Consider the following 23,988-nt stretch of genomic DNA (forward strand, 5'->3'; position numbering starts at 1 on the left):
CTGTCACGACCAGGCCCGCCACCGGACCGCCGTCCCCGCCACGGGGATCCGGCTCTCGCTCGCCACTTCGTTCCCCACCGGCCCCTCGCGGCCCGCGTCCCCCGTTCGGCACGGCTGAAGCCATCGTCGCCTGCCTGCCTTTCCTCGCAAACACTAGGAGACCCTCATGAGTCATTCGACCGTCCATCCGGTGGACGAGCGCCTGCCCGCGGGCAAGCTCGCCGCCCTGGGCCTGCAGCATGTGCTGGTGATGTACGCCGGCGCCGTGGCCGTGCCGCTGATCGTGGGCCGTGCGCTCAAGCTCAGCCCCGAGCAGGTGGCCCTGCTGATCTCGGCCGACCTGTTCTGCTGCGGCCTGGTCACGCTGATCCAGTCGCTGGGCTTCGGCCGGCATTTCGGCATCAAGCTGCCGGTGATGATGGGCGTGACCTTCGCCGCGGTCGGCCCCATGGTCGCCATGGCCAACGTGCAGAGCGGCCCCGAGGGCGCGCGCGCGATCTTCGGCGCCATCATCGGCGCTGGCATCCTGTCGATGTTGATCGCACCGCTGATGAGCCGCCTGCTGCGCTTCTTCCCGCCGGTGGTCACCGGCACCATCATCGCCATCATCGGCATCAGCCTGATGCGCGTGGGCGTGGGCTGGGCCATGGGCGGTCCGGCCAACCTGGCGCAGAGCGTGGACATGCCCAAGCTGGTGACCATGGTCGACGGCGCCAAGGCGGCCGCGGCGGCCGCCGCCGCGTCGGCGCCCGCCGGTGCCGCCGCGTCGGCGATCAAGCTGCCCGGGCCCATCCCCATGGTCGACAACGCCAACTACGGCGCGCTGGACAACATGGCCGTGGCCGGCTTCGTGCTGCTCGCGATCCTGCTGCTGGTCAAGTTGGGGCGCGGCTTCGTCGCCAACATCGCGGTACTGCTGGGCATCGTGATCGGCTGCGTGGTCGCGGTCGGCATGGGCAAGATGAACTTCGACAAGGTGGGCAAGGCGCACTGGTTCGACCTGGTCACGCCGTTCGCCTTCGGCATGCCGAGCTTCGACCTCGTGATGGTGCTGACCATGACCCTGGTGATGATCGTGGTGATGATCGAGTCCACCGGCATGTTCCTAGCGCTGTCGGACATCACGGGCAAGAAGATCGACCAGCCCGCGCTGAGCGCCGGCCTGCGCACCGACGGCCTGGGCACGCTGATCGGCGGCATCTTCAACACCTTCCCCTACACCAGCTTCTCGCAGAACGTGGGCCTGGTCGGCGTCACCGGCGTCAAGAGCCGCTGGGTCTGCGTGGCCGCCGGCCTGATCATGATCGTGCTGGGCATGCTGCCCAAGATGGCGGCCCTGGTCGAGTCCGTGCCCCAGTTCGTGCTGGGCGGCGCGGGCCTGGTGATGTTCGGCATGGTGGCCGCGACCGGCATACGCATCCTCACCGGCGTGGACTTCAAGCACAACCGCCACAACCTCTACATCGTCGCGATCTCGCTGGGCGCCGGCCTGATCCCGCTGGTCGCGCCGCGCTGGACCCAGCACATGGCGCACAGCCTGCATCCGCTGCTCGAGAGCGGCATCCTGCTGACCGCGATCTCGGCCGTGCTGCTGAACCTGTTCTTCAACGGCGGCAAGGCCGACCAGCGTGCCGCCATCGAAGCCGCGAAGGCGGCCGAGGCCCACTGAGTTCCACACCCCACGACGAACCGACAGGAGCAGACATCATGCATCCCAACTTCCCCGCCTCCCCCTCGCGCCGGCGCTTCGCGCTGGCCGGTGCCGCCCTGTGCAGCGCGCCGCTGATCTCGGCCTGTGCCGGCGGCCCGGCCGCCGGCCGGCCGCTCTCGGTCGGCGCCCTGTTCGCCGGCAATGTCAACGACCGCGGCTTCATGGAGGCCGGCTGGCGCGGCCTGGAGCGCGCCCGGGTCGAGCTCGGCGTCAAGACCAGCCACATCGACAGCGTGCAGCCGCGCAAGGAACTGCTGGCCGCGGCGCTCACGCGCCTGGCCGAGTCGGGCGTGGACCTGGTGGTGGCGCATGGCGGGCAGAACAACGAGGCCTGCGCCGAGGTCGCGGCGCGCTTTCCCAGGGCGAAATTCGTGGTCACCCAGGGTGCCGTGACCGAGGCCAACCTGGCCAGCTACGACGTGCTGCAGGAGGAGTCGGCCTACCTGGCCGGCGTGCTCGCGGCGCTGAGCACGCGCACCGGCGTGGTCGGCCATATGTCGGGCATACGCGTGCGCCCCGGCCTCAAGGGCCGCGCGGCCTACGCCGCCGGCGTGCGCGCGACCAACCCCAATGTGAAGCTGCTGACCAACTTCTCGGGCAACCAGGACGACAACCCCCTGTCCCATCGCGTCGCCTCGGCCCAGATCGCGGCCGGCGCCGACGTCATCTTCACCATGCTCAACGCCGGCCGCGACGGCGTGACCGAGGCCTGCCGCGAAAAGGGCAGGCGCCAGATCGGCAACGTGATCGACTGGGTGCAGGCCGACCCCAAGGTCTTCGTGGGCTCGGCCATGGCCGACGTGGGCATAGGCGTGTTCGAGTCGGTGCGCGAGTTGCAGGCCGGCAGCTTCCCGGCCGGCAAGATCCGCAAGGTGGGCCTGGCCAACCCCCAGGCGGTGCGCCTGAGCATGGCGCCCGACGTGCCGGCCGAGGTGCGTGCCCGCATCGCCCGCGTGGCGGAGGACATCGTCGCAGGCCGTATCCACGTGCCCGAGAGCTACGACGGGCCTGAGTTCGCGACGCCGGCCTGAGCTGCGCGGCCAGGCGGGGGCTGCGGGCCTCCCTCTAAGATGCGGGCCGGAGTCTCTCCATGCCCGCTACCTTGCTGATCTGGTTGCAATTCGCCTTCTGCCTCGCGCTGATCGGGCTGGCGGGTGTGCGCCTGATCCGCTACGGCGACGCGATCGCCGAACTGACGGGCCTGTCACGCAACTGGATCGGATTGATTCTGGTCGCAACCGTGACTTCGCTACCGGAACTGGTGACCGGGCTCAGCGCCGTCACGCTCGTGGCCGCGCCCGACATCGCGGTCGGCGACGCGCTGGGCAGTTGCGTCTTCAACCTGGCCATCCTCGCGCTGCTCGACGTTTTCTACCGCAAGGAGCCAGTCTATGCGGTGGCCGCCCACGGCCACCTGCTATCGGCGGGCTTCGGCGTGGTCCTGCTGGGCGTCGCTGCGCTGATCCTGCTGTTGAGCGCGCAGGGCGCATTGCCCAGCCTGGGACACATCAGTTGGGGCAGTGGAGTGATTCTCATGCTCTACGGCCTCGCGATGCGTGCGATCTACCTCGCCGAGCAGCGCCAGCCGCCGGCGCCGCGCCTGACTGCGCCTGTCATGTCGCTGAAATCCGCGCTCACGGGCTATGTCCTGGCCGCGGCGGTGGTGGTGGGCAGCGGCATCTGGCTGCCGCTGATCGGCGTCGAGCTGGCCCGACTCATGGGCTGGTCGAACTCCTTCGTCGGGACCCTGTTCGTGGCCCTGGCGACCTCGGTGCCCGAGCTGGCGACCACCTGGGGCGCCATGCGCATCGGCGCCGTCGACATGGCCATGGCCAACCTGCTGGGCAGCAACCTGTTCGACGTGCTGATCCTGGCCATTGACGACCTGGCTTACCGCCCGGGCAGCCTCTACGCCCAGGTCTCGCCCATGCACACGGTGTCGGCCGTGACGGCCTGCCTGATGAGCGGGGCGGTGGTGGTCGCCCTGGCCTACCGGCCGGTCGCGCGCGTTTGGCGCCTGGGCAGCTGGGCCAGCATTGCACTGCTGGCCCTGTACCTGCTCAACGCCGTGCTCCAGTTCCTGCACGGCCGGTAGGCGCCGCCCATCAGAGGACGCGGAACGCCAGCACCGCGACCAGGGTCGGCGGCAGGGCCGAGATCAGCAGGCCGACGGGGTGGATGGCGTTGTCCGCGAACTTCTCCTTGAGGATGGCGGCGCCGGCCGGATTGGGCGCGTTGGCGATCACGGTCAGCCCGCCTCCGGTGACCGCACCCGCCACCAGGGCCGTCTTGAACTCGGCGCTCAGGCCTTCGACCAGCGATCCAAGGTAGGTCAGCGCCGCGTTGTCGGTGATCGCGGTCAGGGCCGTGGCGCCGAAGAAGACGGCGTTGGCGTCCATGCCCATCAGCAGGGGTTGCAGCCACCATTGCTGCAGTCCGCCCAGCACCACCAGGCCGGCGAGGAAGAAGGCGACCAGCAGGGCCTCGCGCAGGATCAGCGGGTTCTGGTGGCGCTGGTAGGCCGCGGCGAAGCCCAGGAAGAACAGCAGCAGGCCGATGAACACCACCGGGTGGTGGGCGAACACCACCACGATGGCCAGGAAGGCCAGGTGCACCAGGACCACCGATGCGGGCACCGGCCCCGCGGCGGCGGCTTCGTCCTGGTCCATGTGGCCGATCTCGTGGCGGAACAGCAGCATGGCCGAGGCGGCATTGACCAGCACGGCGATCGCGGCCTTCCAGCCGAAATTGGCGACCATGAACCAGAAGTCCCAGTCCCACTTGGCGGCCACCATCAGCACCGGCGGCGCGGCGAAGGGCGTGAGCGTGCCGCCGATCGAGACGTTGACGAACAGCACGCCCACCGTCGCGTACTTGAGCTTGGAGGAGACTTTCCGGGAGAGCAGGGTGTCGCGCAGCATCAGCGCCGCCAGCGTCATGGCCGCGGGTTCGGTGATGAACGAGCCCAGCAGGGGCACGAAGGCCAGCACCAGGAAATAGACCGCCATGCCGCCGGGCAGGGGCAGCCAGCGCGCGATGAAGCGCACCGAGGCGCCGGCCAGCGCCAGGATAGGCCGCGTGCCCGCGATCACCATGATGGCGAACACGAACATCGGCTCGGTGAAGTTGCGCGACTCGAGGTAGGCGATGGCGTCTCGCGGGCCCGCGATGGCGAACATGAGCAGCATCAGCACCATGGCCCAGAAGCCGAACACGATCTCCACCTCGCCCAGCAGGTGCCACAGGCCGGCATGGCGCGGCTGGGTGTGAGCCAAGTGTTCGAAGAAGCGGGTCGAGAAGGTGTGGAGCACGGCCACTGCGAAAACAATGGCGGCGATGAGTTCCAGGGTGTGGCTGGGCATGGGGTCACGGTCGCAGACATGCCGCGTGGCGGCCCGACCAGCGCGTGAACCTGCCGGCCGCGGCATGCGGCGTCGACACCCGCTGCCAGTGTAACGGAGCCGGCTGCCCGCGCCGCGTGTGCTCAGCCCTTGGGCAGCCGCTCCCACCAGCGCTCGCCGAAGCGGCCCTGCAGGAAGGCGATGAAGGCCTGGACCTTGCCCGGCACCAGCTTGGGCGAGGGGTAGACCGCGTGGATCTCCTGCTCGGGCAGGCTGTGCCCGTGCAGTACCTCGACCACCTGGCCCGTGGCCAGCGAGTCGCCGGCCACGTAGCAGGGCAGGGCGGCGATACCTAAGCCGCTGCGTGCGGCTGCGAGCACGGCCGAGAGGTTGTTCGAGCGCAGGCGGCCGCTGACCGGCACGGTGACATGCTCGCCACCAGGCATGGACATGCGCCACACCGCGTCGCCCTGCACGCTGCTGTAGATCAGCGCGTTGTGGCCGGCGAGATCCTCGGGCCGCTGCGGTATGCCGTGCTTGCGCAGGTACTCGGGCGCGGCCACCATGACCCAGGGGTTCATGCCCAGGAAGCGCGCGCCCAGCGTGGAGTCGGCCAGCTTGCCCATGCGCACCGCCACGTCCAGCCCCATGGCCACCAGGTCGGTGTAGCGGTCCTCGAAGCTCAGGTCCACCTCGACCTGCGGATGCTTGGCCATGAACTCCAGCGTCAGCGGCACGATCACGCGGCGGCCGAAGGCCACCGAGGTGCCGATGCGCAGCAGGCCCTGCGCCTGCGTCTGGTGCCTCTGCACCGCGCTCTCGGCCTCCTCGACTTCGTGCACGATGGACTTGCACTTCTCGTAGTAGAGCGCGCCCGACTCGGTCAGGCTGGCGCCGCGCGTGTTGCGGTTGAGCAGGCGCACCTTGAGCTGGGACTCGAGGGAAGCGACCTGCTTGGTCACCGTGGGTTGGGTGGTGGCGAACTCCTTGGCCGCCTTGGAGAAGCTGCCTGTTTCCACCACGCGCACGAACATCTGCATTGCCAGCAAGCGGTCCATCGTCGTCCTCGTTTATTCCATATTCGAATAAATCTTATGGCCCTGCGCCGTCTTCATCAACTGCCCAATGGTTCCTACAGTCGTGACTCATACACACACCAGGAGATCACAATGGCAAGAATGACCGCCGCCCAGGCCGCCGTCTGGGTCATGGAGAAGGAAGGCGTCACGCAGGCGTTCGGCGTGCCGGGCGCGGCGATCAACCCGCTGTACGCGGCGCTGCGCGAGCAGGGCACCGTCGCCCACATCCTCGCGCGCCACGTCGAGGGCGCCTCGCACATGGCCGAGGGCTACACCCGGGCGCGCGCCGGCAACATCGGCGTGTGCATAGGCACCTCGGGCCCGGCCGGCACCGACATGATCACCGGTCTGTACTCGGCCCAGGCCGACAGCATCCCCATTCTCTGCATCACCGGCCAGGCGCCGCGCGCGCGCCTGCACAAGGAGGACTTCCAGGCGGTGGACATTGCCAGCATCGCCAAGCCCGTGACCAAGTGGGCCACCACCGTGCTCGAGCCGGCCCAGGTGCCGCGCGCCTTCCAGCAGGCCTTCCACCTGATGCGCTCGGGCCGCCCGGGCCCGGTGCTGATCGACCTGCCGTTCGACGTGCAGACCACCGAGATCGAGTTCGACCCCGACACCTACGAGCCGCTGTCGGTCTACAAGCCCACCGCCTCGCGCCGCCAGATCGAGAAGGCGCTGGAGATGCTGGTCACGGCCGAGCGCCCGCTGATCGTCGCCGGCGGCGGCATCATCAACGCCGACGCCTCGGACCTGCTGGTGGAGTTCGCCGAGCTCACCGGCATCCCGGTCATTCCCACGCTGATGGGCTGGGGCACCATCCCCGACGACCACCCGCTGATGGCCGGCATGTGCGGCCTGCAGACCAGCCACCGCTACGGCAACGCGACCATGCTGGCCAGCGACTTCGTGCTGGGCATAGGCAACCGCTGGGCCAACCGCCACACCGGCTCGCCCGAGGTCTACTGCAAGGGCCGCAAGTTCATCCACGTGGACATCGAGCCCACCCAGATCGGCCGCGTGTTCGCGCCCGACTACGGCATCGTCTCCGACGCCGGTGCCGCGCTGCAGCTGTTCGTCGAGGTGGCGCGCGAATGGAAGGCCGCCGGCCGCCTGCGCGACTGGTCGGGCTGGGCCGGCGAGTGCCAGGAGCGCAAGGGCTCGGTCGAGTACCTGCGCAAGACCAACTTCGACAGCGTGCCGATGAAGCCTCAGCGCGTCTACCAGTGCATGAACCGCGCCTTCGGCGAGGACGTGTGCTACGTGTCGACCATCGGCCTGTCGCAGATCGCGGGCGCCCAGTTCCTGCATGTCTACAAGCCGCGCCACTGGATCAACTGCGGCCAGGCCGGCCCGCTGGGCTGGACCGTGCCGGCCGCCCTGGGCGTGCGCGCCGCCGACCCCCAGCGCAAGATCGTCGCGCTGTCGGGTGACTACGACTTCCAGTTCATGATCGAGGAGCTGGCCGTGGGCGCGCAGTTCAAGCTGCCCTACATCCACATGGTGGTCAACAACAGCTACCTGGGCCTGATCCGCCAGTCGCAGCGCGGCTTCTCGATGGACTACTGCGTGCAGCTGGGCTTCGAGAACATCAATGCCCCCGAGGTCGAGGGCTATGGCGTCGACCATGTCAAGGTGGTCGAGGGCCTGGGCTGCAAGGCGATCCGCGTGCACCGCCAGGAAGAGATCGCGCCGGCGATCAAGCAGGCCGAGGCCTGGATGGCCGAGTTCCAGGTGCCGGTGGTGATCGAGGTCATCCTCGAGCGCGTGACCAACATCTCCATGGGCACCGAGATCGACAAGGTGACCGAGTTCGAGGACCTGGCCATCGACCGCGCCGACGTGCCGACCGCCGTGGCGCTGCTGGACTGAAGGAGCGCGACATGCCCAAACTGGCTGCCAACCTGAGCATGCTCTTCACCGAGCTGCCCTTCCTGGACCGCTTCGCCGCCGCCGCCCGCGCGGGCTTCCGCGCGGTGGAATTCCTGTTCCCCTACGACCACCCGGCTGCCGAGGTCGCGGCCCGGCTCAAGGACAACGGCCTGCAACTGGTGCTGCACAACCTGCCGGCCGGCGACTGGGCCGCCGGTGAGCGCGGCATCGCCTGCCACCCCGGCCGCGTGGAGGAGTTCCAGGCCGGCGTGCGCCGCGCCGTCGAGTACGCCCGGGTGCTCGGCACGCCGCGCATCAACTGCCTGGCCGGCATCCTGCCGGCCGGCGTGTCGGCGGACCAGGCGCGCGCCACCCTGGTGGCCAACCTGCGCCACGCGGCCCAGGCGCTCGAGGCCGAGGGCATCCCGCTGCTGCTGGAGCCGATCAACAGCTTCGACATCCCCGGCTTCCTGGTCAACCGCACGGCCCAGGCCCTGTCCATCCTCGACGAGGTGGGCTCGGACAACCTGTTCCTGCAGTACGACATCTACCATGCCCAGCGCATGGAGGGCGAGCTGGGCCAGACCCTGCGCAGCCAGTTCGCGCGCATAGGCCATGTGCAGCTGGCCGACAACCCGGGGCGCAACGAGCCGGGCACCGGCGAGATCAATTACCGCTACCTGTTCGCGCTGCTCGACGAGCTCGGCTACGCCGGCCATGTGGGCTGCGAATACAAGCCGCGCCAGGCCGGCCCCGGCGGCACCGAAGCCGGCCTGGGCTGGGTTGCCGCGCACGGGCTCGCGCTTTCGTAAATCAAATTGCAAGGAACAAGGATCATGACCAAGAGTGGAATGAAAGTCGGCTTCATCGGACTGGGCATCATGGGCGCGCCCATGGCGCTGAACCTGCTGAAGGCGGGCCATGTGCTCTATCTCTACAGCCATGGCAAGGTGCCCGGCGAATTCGCAGAGCAGGGCGCCACCCTGTGCACCAGCAGCGAGGAAGTGGCCAAGCGCGCCGACATCATCATCACCATGGTGCCGGACACGCCCCATGTGGAGGACGCGCTGTTCGGCGAGCGCGGCGTGGCGCAGGGCCTGAAGGAATGCCAGCGCGGCGCCGACGACCGCCTGGGCAAGGTGGTGGTCGACATGAGCTCTATCTCGCCCATGGCCACCAAGGAATTCGCCAGGAAGATCAACGCCCTGGGCTGCGACTACCTGGACGCGCCGGTCTCCGGCGGCGAGGTCGGCGCCAAGGCCGGCAGCCTGACCATCATGGTCGGCGGCCCCGAGGCGGCCTTCGAGCGCGTCAGGCCCCTGTTCGAGGCCATGGGCAAGAACATCACCCTGGTCGGCGGCAACGGCGACGGCCAGACCACCAAGGTGGCCAACCAGATCATCGTGGCGCTCAACATCGAGGCCGTGGCCGAGGCCCTGCTGTTCGCCAGCAAGGCCGGCGCCGACCCGGCCAAGGTGCGCCAGGCCCTGATGGGCGGCTTTGCCGCCAGCCGCATCCTCGAGGTGCACGGCGAGCGCATGATCCAGCGCACGTTCAACCCGGGTTTCCGCATAGCTCTGCACCAGAAGGACCTGAACCTGGCCCTGCAGGGCGCGCGCGAGCTGGGTGTGAGCCTGCCCCACACCGCGAGCGCGGCCCAGCTGATGCAAAGCTGCGCCGCCCACGGCATGGCCGGCCTCGACCATTCGGCCCTGTGCCGCAGCCTGGAACTGATGGCCGACCACGAGATCGCCCAGGCGCCCGCGGCCTGAGGCACTGAAGGACCATCCCGCCCCCCGGTTTTGCCGCCGGGGCGGGTTACCAGCCGGTTACGACGGCACAATCCGGTCCAGGAGACCCCCAATGACCGAACCGACCGCAAGCACCGCACCCGATCCCGCCACTCAGCCCCACGCCTTCCTCGAGCATCTCTACCGCGCCGCCGTGCAGCGCGCGCTGCCGCTGCACAACACCGCTGCCTGCCTGCCCCCACCGCCCAAGGGCCGCACCCTGGTGCTGGGCGCCGGCAAGGCCGGCGGCGCCATGGCCCAGGCCGTGGAGGCGCTGTGGCCGGCCGACGCACCGCTGTCGGGCCTTGTGGTCACGCGCTACCACCACATACCGCCGCGCCCCGAAGGTCTGCCGCAGCGTATCGAGGTGGTCGAGGCCGCCCACCCGGTGCCCGACGCGGCCGGCCTGGCCGCGGCCGAGCGCATCCTGGCGCTGACCGAGGGCCTGACCGCCGACGACCTGGTGCTGTGCCTGATCTCGGGCGGCGGCTCGGCCCTGCTCACGCTGCCGGCCGATGGGCTGACGCTGGCCGACAAGCAGCGCATCAACCGCGAGCTGCTGCTCAGCGGCGCAAGCATCGGCGAGATGAACTGCGTGCGCAAGCACCTCTCGCGCATCAAGGGCGGCCGCCTGGCCGCGGCCTGCGCGCCGGCGCGCGTGGTCACGCTGACCATCAGCGACGTGCCGGGCGACGACCCCTCGGTGATCGCGAGCGGCCCCACGGTGCCGGACGCCAGCACCTGTGCCGAGGCCATCGCCATCCTCAAGCGCTACGGCATTGCCATCCCCGAGGCGCTGACGCACCAACTCGAGCAGGGGCTGCTGGAGACGCCCAAGCCGGGCGATGCGGTGTTCGAAGGCCACCAGGTCCACCTGATCGCGACGCCGCAGCAGTCGCTGGAGGCGGCCGCGGCCGCCGCACGCGCGGCCGGCATGGCGGCGCATATCCTGAGCGACGAGATCGAAGGCGAGTCGCGCGAGGTCGGCAAGGTCCACGCGGCGCTGGCGCGCGCGGTCGCGCAGCGCGGCCAGCCCTTTGCCAAGCCCTGCGTGATCCTCTCGGGCGGCGAGACCACGGTGACGGTGCGGCCCCAGCCCGAGGGTACGCCGCGCGGCCGCGGCGGGCGCGCCGGCGAGTTCTGCCTGGGCCTGGCGCAGGCGCTGCAGGGCCAGCCGGGTGTCTGGGCGCTGGCGGCCGACACCGACGGCATCGACGGGGTGGAGGACAACGCGGGCGCCCTGGTCGCGCCCGAAACCCTGTCGCGCGCCCAGTCGCTGGGCATGAAGATAGACCAGTACCTGGACCGCAACGACGCCTACGGCTATTTCAAGAAGCTGGACGACCTGGTGATCACCGGGCCCACCCACACCAACGTCAACGATTTCCGGGCCATTCTGGTGCTCTGAAGACGCTGGCCCTCAACTCGCACGCTCCTCAAAGGCCTCGACCAGGAAGTCGACGAAGCCGCGCACGCGCGCCGCGAACTGGTGGCGCTGCGGATAGACCGCGTAGATGTCGGCCGGCGGCGTCTGCCAGTGCTCGAGCACCTCGCGCAGGCGGCCGCTGCGCAGGTACTTGGCGATGTCCCATTCGGCGCGCATCAGGATGCCTTGCCCCGCCAGCGCCCAGTTCACAGCGATCTCGCCGTCGTTGGTGCTGAGGTTGCCGCGCACCTTGACGGTCTCGCTGCGCTTGCCCGAGGCCAGGCGCCACAGGCCGTAGGCCTCGTCGCCCTGGCGGATCGTGATGCAGTTGTGCTGGGCCAACTCGTGCGGCTGGCGCGGCGTGCCGTGGCGCGCCAGGTAGGCCGGCGCCGCGCAGAGCAGGCGGCGGTTGGGCGCGATGCGGCGCGCGATCACGCGCGCGTCGGGCGGCTCGCCGAAGCGTATGCAGACGTCGAACGCGTCCTCGTGCAGCGGCGGCGGGTTCACCGTCAGCTGCAGCTGCACCTGAACCTCGGGGTATTTCTTCACGAACTCGGAAATCAGTGGCGCGACCTGGCTGCGGCCGAAGCCCAGCGTGGCGTTCACACGCAGCAGGCCCTTGGGGTCGGCCCGGCTGCTGCTGACCAGCTGCTCCATGTCGTCGATCTCGGCCAGGATGCGGCGCGCATGGGCCAGGTAGAGCTCGCCCTCGGCCGTCAGCGCGATGCGCCGCGTGGTGCGCTGCATCAGCGGCACGCCCAGCCGGGCCTCGAGCTGCGCCAGGCGCTTGCTGACGGCCGCGGGGCTCAGGCCGAGCTCGCGTGCCGCGGCGGAAAAGCTGCCGCAGCGCGCGAGCAGGCTGAAGAAGGCCATTTCGGAGGGAGCGGAGGCGGGTGTCGACATTGTTGAATCAAAGTGAACAATGAAAACACTTTATGGCGATTCATTGGGCCAGGCAAGGCCTACAGTCGGGCCATCCGCAACCGTATCTCCCAAGGAATCCCATGAAGACCTACGAGATCGCCTGCATTCCCGGCGATGGCATCGGCAAGGAAGTCGTGCCGGCCGGCCAGACCGTGCTGCAGGCGCTGGCCGACGCTTATGGCCGCTTCAGCTTCGAGTTCGAGCAATTCGGCTGGGGCGGCGACTGGTTCCGGGCCCACGGCGAGATGATGCCGGCCGACGGTCTGGCTGCGCTGCGCGGCAAGGACGCCATCCTGTTCGGCTCGGCCGGCGACCCGCATATCCCCGACCATGTCACGCTCTGGGGTCTGCGCCTGAAGATCTGCCAGGGCTTCGATCAGTACGCCAACGTGCGGCCCACGCGCATCCTGCCCGGCATCGACGGACCGCTCAAGCGCTGCGCGCCGGAGGACCTGAACTGGGTCATCGTGCGCGAGAACTCCGAAGGCGAATACTCGGGCGTGGGTGGCCGCGTCCACCAGGGCCACCCGATCGAGGCCGCGACCGACGTGTCGATGATGACGCGCGTCGGCGTCGAGCGCATCCTGCGCTTTGCCTTCCGCCTCGCGCAATCGCGCCCACGCAAGCAGCTGACCGTCGTCACCAAGAGCAACGCGCAGCGCCACGCCATGGTGATGTGGGACCAGATCGCGCTCGAGGTCAGCCGCGAGTTCCCCGACGTGGCCTGGGACAAGGAACTGGTCGACGCGATGACCGCGCGCATGGTCAACAAGCCGGCGACGCTCGACACCATAGTCGCCACCAACCTGCATGCCGACATCCTGAGCGACCTGGCGGCGGCGCTGGCCGGCAGCCTGGGTATCGCGCCGACCGGCAACATCGACCCCGAGCGCCGCTACCCCAGCATGTTCGAGCCCATCCACGGCTCGGCCTTCGACATCATGGGCCAGGGCCTGGCCAATCCGGTCGGCACCTTCTGGAGCTGCGTGATGCTGCTCGAGCACCTGGGCGAGTCCGAGGCCGCGCAAGCCCTCATGCAGGCGGTGGAGCAGGTCACGGCCGACCCGGCCCTGCACACGCGCGACCTGGGCGGCAGCGCGACGACCGAGCAGGTGACGCGCGCCGTCTGCGAGCGCCTGGGCGCCGGCGCGGCGCTGCGCAAGGCCGCCTGAGCCGGCGCCTTCCCATTCCAACCACGAGGAGACAACGATGATGAAGCGACTGCTGTGCACCCTGGGCCTGGCCCTGCTGGCGCCCCTGGCCCTGGCCCAGGCCTGTCCCGAGAAGAACCTGCTGTACTGGCAGGCCTTTCCGCCGGGCGGCGAATCCGACCTCTCGGCGCGCCACCAGCAGATGGTGCTCAAGAAGCGCTGCGCGGCGGTCGACACCATCATCCAGTACAAGCCCGGCGCCGGCGGCGGCCTGATGTGGAGCCAGATGAACCAGCTGGCCGGCGACGGCCTCAACGTGGTCGGCATCAACCTGCCGCACATCGTGTTCCAGCCCATCGAGGGCCAGGTGCAGTACAAGACCGCCGACATCACGCCGGTGTTCTGGTTCCACTACACGCCCGACATCCTGGTCGTTCCCGAGAACAGCCCGATCAAGAGCTTCGCCGACTTCCTCAAGGCGGCCAAGGCCGAGCCGGGCAAGTTCTCGCTCGGCGGATCGGGGCTGAACTCGGCCAACCACGCGGCGCACGAGCGGCTGAACGCGGCCTTCGGCGTCAAGACCAACTACATCCCGTTCAAGGGCACGGGCGACATGTCGACCGCGGTGCTGGGGGCCCAGGTCGACGGCGCCATCACCTACTCGCCGTTCGCGATCAACAACAAGGGCCGGGTGCGCCCGCTGGCCATCGCCATGGACAAGCGCCATCCGCTGATGCCCGAGGTGCCGACCTTCCGCGAGCTCGGCGTGGACTGGGTGGACGGCGCCTACCGCGGCATAGGCGTGCCCAAGAGCACCCCGCCCGAGGCCATCAAGCGCCTGTCCGAGCTCTGGGCCGCGCTGAACAACGACCCGCAGATGAAGGAGCTGGCGGCCAAGAACGGCTTCGAGCTGGTCAACGTGGGCACCGAGCAGATGGACGCCTTCATGAAGGAGCGCGTGCGCCTGTACACCGAGGGCGCGCAGCGCCTGGGCCTGGGCCGCAAGTAGGCGGGGATGGCGGCGCCCCGGAGGAGACGGGCCGGGGCGGTTTTCCTGCCGCGCTTTGATGTGGGTCAACGCCCGACCCGGCGGGCTGGGGCAAAGTCGCCTCCATGCTGCCCTCCAAGTCATTCGATCTGCCGGCCGAGACGCAGACCCTGGCCTGCGGAACCCCGCTGCTGCGTCGCGCGGTGGCCATGAAGGACGTGCTGCACCTGGACAGCGGGAGGGTGGCCCTGGGCCTGATGGAAGACGGTTTGCTGGCGCACCAGCTGGGCGTGGTCGAGGGGCCGTTCTGGCTCGAGGCCACCTCGGCCGTGCTGGGCCTGCCCAGCGCCGTGGACGCGGTGGCCGAGACCTCGGTCAGCCTGCGGCGCGTACCGGTGGAACTGTTCGAGCGCAGCCTCAAGGCCTTGCCGCCCTCGGCCCAGGCCGTGCTGCACGACGTGGCCCAGGCCCACCGCCAGCAGACCGAGCTGGCCGTCAGCCGCCTGGCCAAGGACGCCGAGGCGCGCTGCGCCGAATGGCTGCTGCGCCATGCCGAGCCGGCCGAGGAGTCCGGCTCGCTGGCTGTGCTGCTGCGCGAGCGCAAGCGCCTGATCGCGGCCCAGCTCGGCATCGCCCCCGAAACCCTGTCGCGCGTGCTGCGCCACCTGCGCGAGCGCAGCCTGATCAGCGGCTCCGGCCGCGTGCTCAGGCTCGACGACCCGAACGGCCTGCGCGCGCTGGCCGGCAGCTGAGCCGGCCTTTCCTCATACCCGCATCAGCGGTCCGCCGCGGCCGGGCGCAGGCGCGCCGGCGACAGCGTGGCCGGCTCCAGGCCCTCGCGCGCCAGCTCGGGCGGCAGCGGTTCGCCACGCAACAGCGCTGCGGCCAGGGCGCTGGCGCCGGCCGCGCTCTGTATGCCGTAGCCGCCCTGGGCGGCCAGCCAGAAGAAGCCGGGGCAGGCGTCGTCGTAGCCGATCACCATCTCGCCGTCGGCCACGAAGCTGCGCAGCCCGGCCCAGGTGCTGCTCGGGCGGCGGATCTGCAGCGTGCTGACCTCCTCGATCTGGTGGATGCCCAGGGCGATGTCCAGCTCCTCGGGCACCACGTCGTGCGGCGTGGTGGGGTCGGCGTTGGCCGGCGAGCCCAGCAGCTGGCCGGCGTCGGGCTTGAAGTAGTAGCTCTCGTCGACCCCGATCACGGCCGGCCAGGCCGAGGCGTCCATGCCCTCGGGGGCCTTGAAGGTGAAGGCGCTGCGCCGGCGCGGAACCAGGGCTATGGGCGCCGCGCCGAACAGCGCGGCCAGCTCGTCGGCCCAGGCGCCGGCGGCGTCGACCACCGTGGCCGCGCGCAGGGTTTCGCCGTCGGCCAGCGTGACGGTCCAGGCCTGGCCGTCGTGGCTGGCCTGGACGGGTTCAGCGTTGCAGCGCAGCTCGCCGCCGTGCTGGCGCAGGCCGCGCAGAAAACCCTGGTGCAGGGCGTTGACGTCGATGTCCTGCGAGCCGGGGTCGTACAGCGCGCCATGCACCAGCTCGGGCCGCAGGCAGGGCAGGCGCGCCAGCGTGGCGGCGGCGTCGAGCTCCTGCAGGCCCGGGCAGCTGCCGGCGAGCTCGGCGCGCAGCTGGGCCAGCAGCGCCACCTGCTCGTGCGTGGCCAGGTAGAGCGCGCCGCGCGGGTGCAGCAGCGGCACGCTGGTGAAGCCCTCGGGCGGCCGTTCGTAGAAGGCGCGGCTGGCGCGGGTGAGGGCGCGCACCGCGGGCGGGCCGTAGCTCTCCATGAACATGGCGGCCGAGCGCCCCGTAGCGTGGTAGCCCGGCTGGCTCTCGCGCTCGAGCAGCAGCACGCGCGACATGGCGGCCAGGCGCCAGCCCAGGGAGGCGCCCGCGATGCCGGCGCCGACGATGATCACGTCGAATTCTTGCATTCGAGAATTCTCACATGCGGCAATTGGCCCTGCCTGCCGCTCGCCGGCATTCGCTTCCCCGACGTCGACATTGCGGGAGGCCACCGTGACTTGGTTGGCCCACGTCCGCTTACGGGGCGGGTGGCGGATGAAATGGCGGGGTGGGTGAGGGGACGGCCATACCGGCATCTGCTCTCGAGCAAGAGCCATCCGTCAGGCCTCGGAACTTACTTCGGTGATGCAACTGGCAGGTGCCCAAGGCGTTTTGAGACTTCGGCGGCGCAGTCTTTGACCGCCTTGGCTTGCGGCCCGTTCCAGTCCGGGTCGAAGATGCCCGCCGACCCCATCAAGGTGATCCCCAGAACGATGTTGCCCGAGTAGTCGAACACTGGTGCCGCGAAAGAGTTCACGCCCGGGGTAGGTCTGCTGACCGAGCGCGACAGGCCATGACGCCGCACTTCCGCCAGCTGTTTCTCGACCTCGTCGGCCTTCAGCGGTGTGGCAATGTCAGGTCCCAGTCGTTTGTAGTCCTCGCGCATCGACTCCTCGATCAATTGCTTCGGCAGGTAGGCCGCAAAGAGGCGTCCCGTGGCGGTGCCGGCGAGCGACATCACGGTTCCGGTGCGCAGGTTGACGTGCAGTGGGTAGATCGGATCGACCAAGCGAACGATCGTCGGACCGTGGTTACCCCACACGGACAAGGCCACGCTGTGCCCGGTCGCTTCGGCCAACTGCTCGCCGTAGGGGGTGGCCTCGCGCACTGGATTCAGCATCTGCAGGCTCACGAGACCGAGCTGGATGGCCGTCGGGCCCAGCCAGTAATACCCCGTGGCGGCGTCCTGGGTCACCAGCCCCAGCTTGCCGAAGCTGACCAGGTAGGGGTGCGCTTTTCCCGCTGGCATGCCGGCTGCCTTGGCCAGGTCGCGCAACGGCATGGGCCGCCCGTGCGAGCCCAGGGCCAGCAGCAACTGCCCGCCGACCTCGATCGACTGTATGCCTCTGCGTTCCTTTTCCACCAGTGTGTCCAGGGTGAACTGGTTTTCCATGTGCGTCGCCACCGATGCCTCCTTTGATGGTTAGATTTTAACAAATGCATCCGATAGGGGTTAACCATTAGGTAATAAAAAATGTATTAGCCATACACTAACGCCAATCGGAAGCAATGCAGTCCTCATACAGGAGAGTGAAATGGCGATAGAGATGGCGGAGTACGACGTACTGGTGGTGGGCACCGGCGCCTCCGGCATGGCGGCGGCGGTCACGGCCGCAACGCAGGGCCTGAAGGTGTTGGTGGTGGAAAAGGCGCCGGTCTACGGCGGAACGACCGCGCGGTCGGGCGGGTGGCTGTGGGTGCCCGGCACGAAGCTGGCTTCCGAGCAAGGCATACAGGAACCCGAGGGCGCGGCACGCGCCTATCTGCAGCACGAAGCCGGCACGCATTTCGATCCGGCGCGGGTCGACGCCTTCATCGAGAACGGCCCCAAGGCCATTGACTTCTTCACCAGCAAGACCTGCGTGCAGTTCGACATGCCGCCGGTCTTTCCTGACTACCATGCGGAGGCGCAAGGCGGGCTGCCGGGCGGACGGTCCATGGTGACCCGCCCGTTCGATGGCCGCGAGCTGGGTGAGCGCATCGCGCAGTTGGCCCCGCCGGTGCCCGAGCTGACCGTGTTCGGCATGATGCTGGGCTCTGGCAAGGAGCTGTGGCACTTTCTGCGGGCCTTCAAGTCGTTCGAGTCCTTCTTCTACGTCGCCAAGCGCTTCGGCGGGCATCTGCTGGACGTGTTGCGCTACGGCCGCGGCATGACGCTGACCAACGGCAACGCGCTGGCCGGTCGCCTGGCCAAGGCCGGCATGGACCTGGGCATCCCGGTGTGGCTGTCCTCACCGGTCAAGAAGCTGATCGTCGAGGGCGACCGCGTGTCCGGCGCCGTCGTCGAGCGCGAGGGGCAGCGCATCGAGGTGCGGGCTCGTCGTGGCGTGGTGCTGGCGTGCGGGGGCTTCCCGCACGACGTCGAGCGGCGCAAGCAGCTGTTTCCCCATACGCCCACGGGCCGCGAGCACTACACGCCGTCGCCAGAGGCCAATACCGGCGATGGCCTGCGCCTGGGCGAGAGCGTGGGCGGATGGGTCGATCCCACCATTCCCAATGCGGCCGCGTGGTGCCCCACTTCGGTCGTTCCGCGCAAGGACGGCACACAGGGCGTGATGCCGCACTTCATCGACCGCGCCAAGCCCGGCTTGATCGCTGTGACGGCAGACGGCAAGCGCTTCGGCAACGAGGCCCTGTCCTACCACGATTTCGTGCAGAACCTGGTCAAGGCCTGCAAGGCGAGCGGCCAGCGCGAGTTCAGCGCTTGGCTGATCTGTGACCACAAGCACCTGCGCGAGTACGGCCTGGGCGCGGTCGCGCCGTTCCCCTTGCCTATTGGCCGGCACCTGCGCTCGGGCTACCTCAAGCGCGCCGCCAGCATCGCGGAACTGGCCCGCAAGATCGGCGTGCCGGCGGCCAACCTGTCGGAGCAGGTCGCGACCTTCAACCGTGATGCCGAGACCGGCGTGGACAGCCGATTCGGCAAGGGCAGCACGGCCTACAACCGCTACCAGGGTGACTCGTTGGTCCAGCCCAATCCCTGCATGGCGCCCATCGCGAAGGGGCCGTTCTACGCGCTCAAAGTCGTGATCGGAGAAATCGGCACCTTCGCCGGCCTCGCCACCGACGCCTCGTGCCGCGTCATCACGCAGGACAACAGCGTGGTCCCTGGCCTGTATGCGGTGGGCAACGATGCTGCCAGCGTCATGGGCGGCAACTACCCAGGCGCCGGCATCACGCTCGGCCCGGCCCTGACTTTCGGCTACGTGGCCGGCATGGCCCTCGTCCGGACCGAAGAGAACCAGACCCAGCGCGCGATGCCGCTGGCCGCATGACCCATACAAGAGCGAAAGACAGCACATGGATATCACTTCCAACATGGCGCCCGAGGTCCTGAGTGGCCGCCTGGCCCTCGTCACCGGAGGTGGCCAGGGCAATGGCCGTGCCATTGCCCGCGGCCTGGCCCGGGCCGGCGCGCGCGTCATCGTGACGGACATCAATGGCGAGACCGCGCAGCAGGTCGCCGCCGAGATTCGCGCGGAAGGCGGCCAGGCGTGGTCGTTCCGGCTCGACGTTACCTCCGAGGAGGCCTGCAACGCACTGGCCGGGCAGGTCGCGAAGGAGATCGGCGAAGTCGACCTGCTGGTCAACAACGCAGGCATCATCATCCGCGAGGGCATCGACAGCCCCAAGGCGGCCGCCAATCTGGAGCGGACGCTGGACGTCAACGTGATGGGAACCTTCCTGCCCACGCAGGCCTGGCTTGCGGCCCTGCGTGCCACCAAGGGCTGCGTGGTCAACGTGGCTTCCATCGCTGCCAGCGCGGGCATCGCCGGCGTGGTGGGTTACTCGCCCTCCAAGGGGGCCGTCAAGCTGCTGACCCAGACCCTGGCCGCGGACTTGGCCAAGGACGGCATTCGGGTCAACGCCATCGCGCCCGGCGTGATCGAGACGCCGATGACGACGAGCACCCGCGAGGCCCCCGAGAAGCTGGACAAGTTCATGAGCCGCACGCCGATGGCTCGCGTCGGCCAGGCCGAGGAACTGGTAGGCCCCGTGGTCTTCCTGGCCTCGCCGATGGCCTCGTACGTGACGGGCGTGACCCTGCCCGTCGATGGCGGCTTCCTTGCGGCCTGAGCTAGGCCATTCTTTCACCCCCGGAGCAAACGCTCGCACAACCCCGAAGGAGACAACCATGAAGATCTCATCCCTGTTCAAGCGCACCATCCTGGCCGCAGGCCTCGTGGTCGCCTCGCTGGCCCAGGCCCAGGACATCAAGCTCGGCTTCAACGGCGACCTGTCGGCGTCACCGTCCGCGCAAAGCGGCAAGGCCGGTGTGATCGGCATCCAGGCCGCCATCGACGACATCAACGCCGCCGGCGGGGTGCTGGGCCGCAAGCTGACCCTGGTCATCCGCGACGACCAGTCGCAGCCGCCCAAATCGATTCAGAATATGAGCGATCTGATCGACAACGAGAAGGTGGTGGCCGTGTTCGGCCCCACCAACTCGGGCAACGCGCTGGCCTGGAAACACATTCCGAACCAGAAGAAGGTCGTCTCCATGGGCATGATCGGCTCGGGCACCGACATCACCAAGCCCATGAGCCCCGGGGCCGACAACTACATGTTCCGCGTTTCCATGGTGGACCGGGAACAGGTCGCCGTCCTCGTGGCTTACGCGGCCAAGATGGGCACGAAGAAGATCGGCCTGATGGGCGAGACCACGGGCTACGGGCAGGGCGGCCTGAAGGACCTCGAGGACATCACCAAGCTGCATGGGCTCACGCCCTTGGCCACCGAGAAGTTTGGCGTCAGCGACACGGACATGAGCTCGCAGCTGAACAAGATGAAGGCCGCTGGCGTGGACACCGTTCTGGTGTGGGCCCAGGGCACGCCTATCGGGCAGCTGGTGCGAAGCATGGAGAAGATCAACTACTTCCCCACCTTGCTGTCCTCCTGGGCTGCCGACAACATCACCTTCTTCGACGCTGCTGGCAAGAACCTGGCCAGCAAGCCGATCTTCATGCGCACGCTGGTGAATCCCTCCACCCCGGCGCAGCAGAAGCTCTACGACCGCACGGCCTCCAAACTGGCGGCGCCCAGCGCCTTCCCGTTCGTGATCCACGGCTATGACGCGACGCTGCTGGTCGCCGCTGCGATCCGCCAGGCTGGCAGCACCGACGGCGACAAAGTCCGCCAGGCCCTGGAGAGCCTCAACGCGCCCGTCGTCGGTGTCAGGAAGACCTATGACAAGCCCTTCTCCAAGACCCAGCACGAGGGCCTGACGGCCGCCGACCTGGCCTTTGTGAGGTGGAGCGAAGACAAGCTGGTGCCGCACAGCGACAGCATCACCAAGTCGCTGACGGCGGCCGATTTCAAGCGCTGATCGAGTGAGCATTCAAGTGCCCCTGGGACGCCCCTGTCCTGCGGGCACTCGCTGAGGAAACGTTATGGATACTGCGCTGTTTCAGGCCCTGCTGAGTGGCCTGGCTGTGGGAAGTGCGTACGCGCTGGTGTCGCTGGGCTTCAGCGTCACCTTCACCACCACCAAAACCCTGAACTTTTCGCACGGCGAGTTTGTCTCTGCCGGTGCTTTCATCGGCATGAGCGTGCTGTTCCTGGCCATCGGAAAGCCGCTGACATCGACCTCGTTCGGCGGCGTGCAGCCTGGCGCGCTGACCCAGTTGCTGGCGCTGCTCGCGGCCCTGGGCGTCATGGGGGCGATCGGCTGGCTGCTGTTCGTGCTGGGTGTCAGGCCTTTTGCGCGCCGCCCCGGCATGGCCTGGGTGATGAGCACCCTGGGCTTCGGCGTCATCCTGCAGAGCGTGGGGCTGGCCATCTGGGGGCCCAAGCCGGTGGTGGTGCCCAGCCCGGTGGGCGATGAGGTGATCCGCCTGTTCGGCGTCGGCGTACGACCCCAGGAACTGCTGATGTTGGCCGTAGCCATCGCCGTCATGTTCGCCTTCGACCATGTGATGCGCCGAACCATGGTGGGAAAGGCCATGCGCGCCGTGGCCCAGAACCCCGGTGTCGCCAGCCTCATGGGCATCAACGTTTCTCTGATGATGATAGGCGCGTTCGTGATCAGCTCCGCCCTGGCGGGCCTGTCCGGCTTCATGCTGGCGCCGATCGCCCAGGCCTCGCTGTTCATGGGCCTGGCCGTGGGGCTGAAGGGCTTCTCTGCCGCGATGATCGGCGGCCTCTCCAACGCCCGCGGCTGCGTGATCGGCGGCTTCCTGCTCGGCGTCCTGGAGTCCCTCGTCAACCTCTGGTCGGCGCAATGGCGCGAAGTGGCCATCTTCGCGCTGGTGATCCTGGTGCTGGCATTCAAGCCGAACGGTCTGTTCGGCAGCAAGATGGTGGAGAAGGTATGAAGTCCCTCAGACACCCGGCCGGGGTGGTCGGTTTCTCGCTGCTGCTGTGCGCGGTGGTCGGCGCACTGTCGAACGACTACTACCTGCGCATCGCCTTCATGATGTGCGTCTACTACCTCTGCGCGGCGGGCATGAACGTGCTCGTTGGCTACGCCGGCCAGAAGTCGCTGGGCCAGGCCGGCCTGTTCGCGGCAGGCGCCTACGCGGTCGCGCTCCTGACCAGCAAGACCGACATGAGCCCCTGGCTGGCTCTGGTGCTCGCGGCGGCGGTGTCCGGCGTTTGCGGCGTGCTCATCGCTCTGCCCTCGCTGCGCGTCAAGGGGCCTTATCTGGCCATGGTGACGCTGGCCTTCGGTATCGTCGTGGAGAAACTGGTGACCGAGTGGACCGACGTCTTCGGAGGTGCCCAGGGCCTGTTCGGCATCCGGCCGCTCACCTGGCAGGGTGTGCCGCTGAACAGCCAGCAATGGGTCTGGCTGGCCATCGTGCTCTCGGCGTCGACGCACCTGTTGCTGCGCAACCTGGTCAATGGCCGCATCGGCCGTGCCATGCTGTCGCTGCAGGCAGACGAAATCGCCTCGTCTTCGGTCGGCGTGCGGGTGTACCGCGCCAAGGTCATGGCCTTCGTGGTGGCCGCGGTGACCTGCGGCATCGCCGGCGCCTTGGTGGCCCAGCAGAACCAGTACATCAATTCCGACTTCATCACCTTCCATCTGTCGATCTTCATCCTGCTGCTGGTGTTGTTCGGCGGTGTGGGATCGATCTACGGGCCACTGGTCGGTGCGGTGCTGCTCACGGTGATCGATGCCGCCCTGTCGGGCTGGCCGTCGGTCCAGCATTTCGTCTACGGCGCGCTGCTGCTGTTCGCGCTGTTCGTGATGCCGGGCGGGGTGATGGGGGTGCTCAACCAGTGGTCGGGCCGACGCCGTACCGCAGTTGCGACCGCGCCTGTCCAGCCGTCGGCCGACGTCAAGCTGATGTTCGCCCAGGGCGGCACGGGGGACCTGCTGACGGTGCAGGGCGTGTCCAAGTCTTACGGCGGCGTCAAACCGGCGCAGGACGTGTCCTTCAAGCTCCAGCGCGGCCATGTGCACGCCCTGATCGGGCCCAACGGCGCAGGCAAGTCCACGATGATCAACATGCTCACGGGCATCGTGCCTCCGGATGCGGGTTCGATCCGATTCGCGGGACGTGAACTGGGAGGCCTGCCCGCGCACGAGATCTGCATGCTCGGCATGGGGCGCACATTCCAGAACCTGCGCCTGTTCGGTGAGCTCTCGGTGCTCGACAACGTCAAGCTAGGACGCCACTCGCGCATGCGCAACGGCTTTCTGAGTTCCCTGGTTGCCTTGCCTCTCGCGCGCAGCGAGGAGCGGGCCGCCAGCGAGCGCGCACGGGCACTGCTGCAGATGGTCGGCCTGTCGCACCTGGCGGATACCCCGGCCGGCAGCCTGCCTTACGGCCTGCAGCGGCGCGTGGAGCTGACGCGTGCGCTGGCCACCGACCCGCAGCTGCTGCTGCTGGACGAGCCCGCGGCGGGCTTGAACCCGCACGAGACAGCCGAGTTGGGCGACCTGCTGCTGCGCATCAGCCGCATGGGCTTGACGATCCTCATGGTCGAGCACCACATGGACCTGGTGATGCGGATTTCCGACCACGTGATCGTGCTCGACTACGGCATCAAGATCGCCGAGGGCACGCCGGCCGAGGTGCAGGCCAACCCCAGGGTGGTCGAAGCCTACCTGGGCAGCGAAGCGGAGGCCGAAGCATCGGTCGCGGCATGAACCCATCACCTGAATTGCCATGCTGAAACTCGAATCTGTGGAAATGGCCTACGGC

General features: G+C 68.6%; 20 protein-coding genes. 15 read left to right on the forward strand and 5 right to left on the reverse strand.

The window, feature by feature from the left end; all coding sequences use genetic code 11:
- Window positions 1-166: 166 nt before the first annotated feature.
- The 3 genes from FFS10_RS08335 to FFS10_RS08345 are packed head-to-tail and all read left to right on the forward strand — an operon-like array spanning window position 167 to window position 3,806.
- Window positions 167-1,669, forward strand: a complete 1,503-nt coding sequence (locus FFS10_RS08335; protein ID WP_137893476.1) for a nucleobase:cation symporter-2 family protein — start codon at window positions 167-169, stop codon at window positions 1,667-1,669.
- Between the two features lie 38 nt (window positions 1,670-1,707).
- Window positions 1,708-2,742: a BMP family protein gene (locus tag FFS10_RS08340; RefSeq protein ID WP_137893478.1), complete on the forward strand. Its 1,035-nt coding sequence runs from the start codon at window positions 1,708-1,710 to the stop codon at window positions 2,740-2,742.
- 59 nt (window positions 2,743-2,801) lie between these two features.
- Window positions 2,802-3,806, forward strand: a complete 1,005-nt coding sequence (locus tag FFS10_RS08345; protein ID WP_137893480.1) for a sodium:calcium antiporter — start codon at window positions 2,802-2,804, stop codon at window positions 3,804-3,806.
- Between the two features lie 10 nt (window positions 3,807-3,816).
- Here the strand turns inward: FFS10_RS08345 and FFS10_RS08350 are convergent, their stop codons facing one another.
- Together FFS10_RS08350 and FFS10_RS08355 are read right to left on the reverse strand one after the other, a co-directional pair.
- The gene (locus tag FFS10_RS08350) at window positions 3,817-5,073 is read right to left on the reverse strand and encodes a putative Na+/H+ antiporter (protein ID WP_137893482.1); all 1,257 of its coding nucleotides are present in this window, start codon (window positions 5,071-5,073) and stop codon (window positions 3,817-3,819) included.
- A gap of 122 nt (window positions 5,074-5,195) precedes the next feature.
- Entirely contained in the window at window positions 5,196-6,110 is a 915-nt protein-coding gene (locus FFS10_RS08355) for a LysR family transcriptional regulator (RefSeq protein ID WP_137893484.1), read from the reverse strand.
- Window positions 6,111-6,221: 111 nt separating this feature from the next.
- On the opposite strand from FFS10_RS08355, the gene gcl reads away from it, so the two are divergent.
- The 4 genes from gcl (at window position 6,222) to FFS10_RS08375 (ending at window position 11,201) form a co-directional block, all read left to right on the forward strand.
- On the forward strand, window positions 6,222-8,003 hold the full coding sequence (gene gcl, locus FFS10_RS08360) for a glyoxylate carboligase (protein ID WP_137893486.1): 1,782 nt from the start codon (window positions 6,222-6,224) through the stop codon (window positions 8,001-8,003).
- 11 nt (window positions 8,004-8,014) lie between these two features.
- Window positions 8,015-8,815, forward strand: coding sequence for a hydroxypyruvate isomerase (hyi, locus tag FFS10_RS08365; RefSeq protein WP_137893488.1), 801 nt, complete (start codon window positions 8,015-8,017; stop codon window positions 8,813-8,815).
- Window positions 8,816-8,839: 24 nt separating this feature from the next.
- Window positions 8,840-9,775 carry a 2-hydroxy-3-oxopropionate reductase gene (locus FFS10_RS08370; protein WP_212744106.1) on the forward strand — a complete coding sequence of 312 codons (936 nt, stop codon included), beginning with the start codon at window positions 8,840-8,842 and terminating at the stop codon, window positions 9,773-9,775.
- 91 nt (window positions 9,776-9,866) lie between these two features.
- Window positions 9,867-11,201 carry a glycerate kinase type-2 family protein gene (locus tag FFS10_RS08375; protein ID WP_137893490.1) on the forward strand — a complete coding sequence of 445 codons (1,335 nt, stop codon included), beginning with the start codon at window positions 9,867-9,869 and terminating at the stop codon, window positions 11,199-11,201.
- A gap of 12 nt (window positions 11,202-11,213) precedes the next feature.
- Here the strand turns inward: FFS10_RS08375 and FFS10_RS08380 are convergent, their stop codons facing one another.
- Entirely contained in the window at window positions 11,214-12,122 is a 909-nt protein-coding gene (locus FFS10_RS08380) for a LysR family transcriptional regulator (RefSeq protein ID WP_137893492.1), read from the reverse strand.
- Window positions 12,123-12,223: 101 nt separating this feature from the next.
- On the opposite strand from FFS10_RS08380, the gene FFS10_RS08385 reads away from it, so the two are divergent.
- The 3 genes from FFS10_RS08385 to FFS10_RS08395 all read left to right on the forward strand — a co-directional run bounded on the left by FFS10_RS08385 (window position 12,224) and on the right by FFS10_RS08395 (window position 15,034).
- Window positions 12,224-13,315 carry a tartrate dehydrogenase gene (locus tag FFS10_RS08385; RefSeq protein WP_137893494.1) on the forward strand — a complete coding sequence of 364 codons (1,092 nt, stop codon included), beginning with the start codon at window positions 12,224-12,226 and terminating at the stop codon, window positions 13,313-13,315.
- Window positions 13,316-13,352: 37 nt separating this feature from the next.
- The gene (locus FFS10_RS08390; RefSeq protein ID WP_249931209.1) at window positions 13,353-14,303 is read left to right on the forward strand and encodes a tripartite tricarboxylate transporter substrate binding protein; all 951 of its coding nucleotides are present in this window, start codon (window positions 13,353-13,355) and stop codon (window positions 14,301-14,303) included.
- A gap of 104 nt (window positions 14,304-14,407) precedes the next feature.
- On the forward strand, window positions 14,408-15,034 hold the full coding sequence (locus tag FFS10_RS08395; RefSeq protein WP_137893496.1) for a Crp/Fnr family transcriptional regulator: 627 nt from the start codon (window positions 14,408-14,410) through the stop codon (window positions 15,032-15,034).
- Between the two features lie 23 nt (window positions 15,035-15,057).
- Here FFS10_RS08395 and FFS10_RS08400 read toward each other — a convergent pair whose 3' ends face one another.
- Both FFS10_RS08400 and FFS10_RS08405 read right to left on the reverse strand, forming a co-directional pair.
- Window positions 15,058-16,203: an NAD(P)/FAD-dependent oxidoreductase gene (locus FFS10_RS08400; RefSeq protein WP_137893498.1), complete on the reverse strand. Its 1,146-nt coding sequence runs from the start codon at window positions 16,201-16,203 to the stop codon at window positions 15,058-15,060.
- A 206-nt stretch (window positions 16,204-16,409) separates the two neighbouring features.
- A complete protein-coding gene (locus FFS10_RS08405; protein ID WP_171016114.1) occupies window positions 16,410-17,228 on the reverse strand; it encodes an IclR family transcriptional regulator in 819 nt (272 codons plus the stop codon).
- A 127-nt stretch (window positions 17,229-17,355) separates the two neighbouring features.
- Here FFS10_RS08405 and FFS10_RS08410 point away from each other — a divergent pair, with 127 nt between their 5' ends.
- The 5 genes from FFS10_RS08410 (at window position 17,356) to FFS10_RS08430 (ending at window position 23,933) form a co-directional block, all read left to right on the forward strand.
- Window positions 17,356-19,110 carry an FAD-dependent oxidoreductase gene (locus FFS10_RS08410; RefSeq protein ID WP_283957655.1) on the forward strand — a complete coding sequence of 585 codons (1,755 nt, stop codon included), beginning with the start codon at window positions 17,356-17,358 and terminating at the stop codon, window positions 19,108-19,110.
- 25 nt (window positions 19,111-19,135) lie between these two features.
- Window positions 19,136-19,912 (forward strand): SDR family NAD(P)-dependent oxidoreductase, encoded by a 777-nt coding sequence (locus FFS10_RS08415; RefSeq protein ID WP_249931210.1) that lies wholly within the window; start codon window positions 19,136-19,138, stop codon window positions 19,910-19,912.
- A 58-nt stretch (window positions 19,913-19,970) separates the two neighbouring features.
- Window positions 19,971-21,161 (forward strand): ABC transporter substrate-binding protein, encoded by a 1,191-nt coding sequence (locus tag FFS10_RS08420; RefSeq protein ID WP_137893501.1) that lies wholly within the window; start codon window positions 19,971-19,973, stop codon window positions 21,159-21,161.
- 64 nt (window positions 21,162-21,225) lie between these two features.
- Entirely contained in the window at window positions 21,226-22,149 is a 924-nt protein-coding gene (locus FFS10_RS08425) for a branched-chain amino acid ABC transporter permease (RefSeq protein ID WP_137893503.1), read from the forward strand.
- Window positions 22,146-23,933, forward strand: a complete 1,788-nt coding sequence (locus FFS10_RS08430; protein WP_137893505.1) for a branched-chain amino acid ABC transporter ATP-binding protein/permease — start codon at window positions 22,146-22,148, stop codon at window positions 23,931-23,933. The genes FFS10_RS08425 and FFS10_RS08430 overlap by 4 nt, the downstream gene beginning before the upstream one ends.
- The last annotated feature ends 55 nt before the right edge of the window (window positions 23,934-23,988 follow it).

It is taken from the genome of Ramlibacter sp. 2FC (genome assembly GCF_005503345.1).
Classification (GTDB): domain Bacteria; phylum Pseudomonadota; class Gammaproteobacteria; order Burkholderiales; family Burkholderiaceae_C; genus SCMQ01.

Bases quoted from the DNA above. Each gene is read 5' to 3' on its own strand.
- FFS10_RS08350 (WP_137893482.1), bottom strand. From the start codon at position 5,073: ATGCCCAGCCACACCCTGGAACTCATCGCCGCCATTGTTTTCGCAGTG.
- FFS10_RS08430 (WP_137893505.1), top strand. From the start codon at position 22,146: ATGAAGTCCCTCAGACACCCGGCCGGGGTGGTCGGTTTCTCGCTGCTG.
- FFS10_RS08425 (WP_137893503.1), top strand. From the start codon at position 21,226: ATGGATACTGCGCTGTTTCAGGCCCTGCTGAGTGGCCTGGCTGTGGGA.
- gcl (WP_137893486.1), top strand. From the start codon at position 6,222: ATGGCAAGAATGACCGCCGCCCAGGCCGCCGTCTGGGTCATGGAGAAG.
- FFS10_RS08415 (WP_249931210.1), top strand. From the start codon at position 19,136: ATGGATATCACTTCCAACATGGCGCCCGAGGTCCTGAGTGGCCGCCTG.
- FFS10_RS08385 (WP_137893494.1), top strand. From the start codon at position 12,224: ATGAAGACCTACGAGATCGCCTGCATTCCCGGCGATGGCATCGGCAAG.
- FFS10_RS08370 (WP_212744106.1), top strand. From the start codon at position 8,840: ATGACCAAGAGTGGAATGAAAGTCGGCTTCATCGGACTGGGCATCATG.
- FFS10_RS08335 (WP_137893476.1), top strand. From the start codon at position 167: ATGAGTCATTCGACCGTCCATCCGGTGGACGAGCGCCTGCCCGCGGGC.
- FFS10_RS08340 (WP_137893478.1), top strand. From the start codon at position 1,708: ATGCATCCCAACTTCCCCGCCTCCCCCTCGCGCCGGCGCTTCGCGCTG.
- FFS10_RS08345 (WP_137893480.1), top strand. From the start codon at position 2,802: ATGCCCGCTACCTTGCTGATCTGGTTGCAATTCGCCTTCTGCCTCGCG.
- FFS10_RS08400 (WP_137893498.1), bottom strand. From the start codon at position 16,203: ATGCAAGAATTCGACGTGATCATCGTCGGCGCCGGCATCGCGGGCGCC.
- FFS10_RS08405 (WP_171016114.1), bottom strand. From the start codon at position 17,228: ATGGAAAACCAGTTCACCCTGGACACACTGGTGGAAAAGGAACGCAGA.
- FFS10_RS08420 (WP_137893501.1), top strand. From the start codon at position 19,971: ATGAAGATCTCATCCCTGTTCAAGCGCACCATCCTGGCCGCAGGCCTC.
- FFS10_RS08355 (WP_137893484.1), bottom strand. From the start codon at position 6,110: ATGGACCGCTTGCTGGCAATGCAGATGTTCGTGCGCGTGGTGGAAACA.
- hyi (WP_137893488.1), top strand. From the start codon at position 8,015: ATGCCCAAACTGGCTGCCAACCTGAGCATGCTCTTCACCGAGCTGCCC.
- FFS10_RS08375 (WP_137893490.1), top strand. From the start codon at position 9,867: ATGACCGAACCGACCGCAAGCACCGCACCCGATCCCGCCACTCAGCCC.
- FFS10_RS08395 (WP_137893496.1), top strand. From the start codon at position 14,408: ATGCTGCCCTCCAAGTCATTCGATCTGCCGGCCGAGACGCAGACCCTG.
- FFS10_RS08380 (WP_137893492.1), bottom strand. From the start codon at position 12,122: ATGTCGACACCCGCCTCCGCTCCCTCCGAAATGGCCTTCTTCAGCCTG.
- FFS10_RS08390 (WP_249931209.1), top strand. From the start codon at position 13,353: ATGATGAAGCGACTGCTGTGCACCCTGGGCCTGGCCCTGCTGGCGCCC.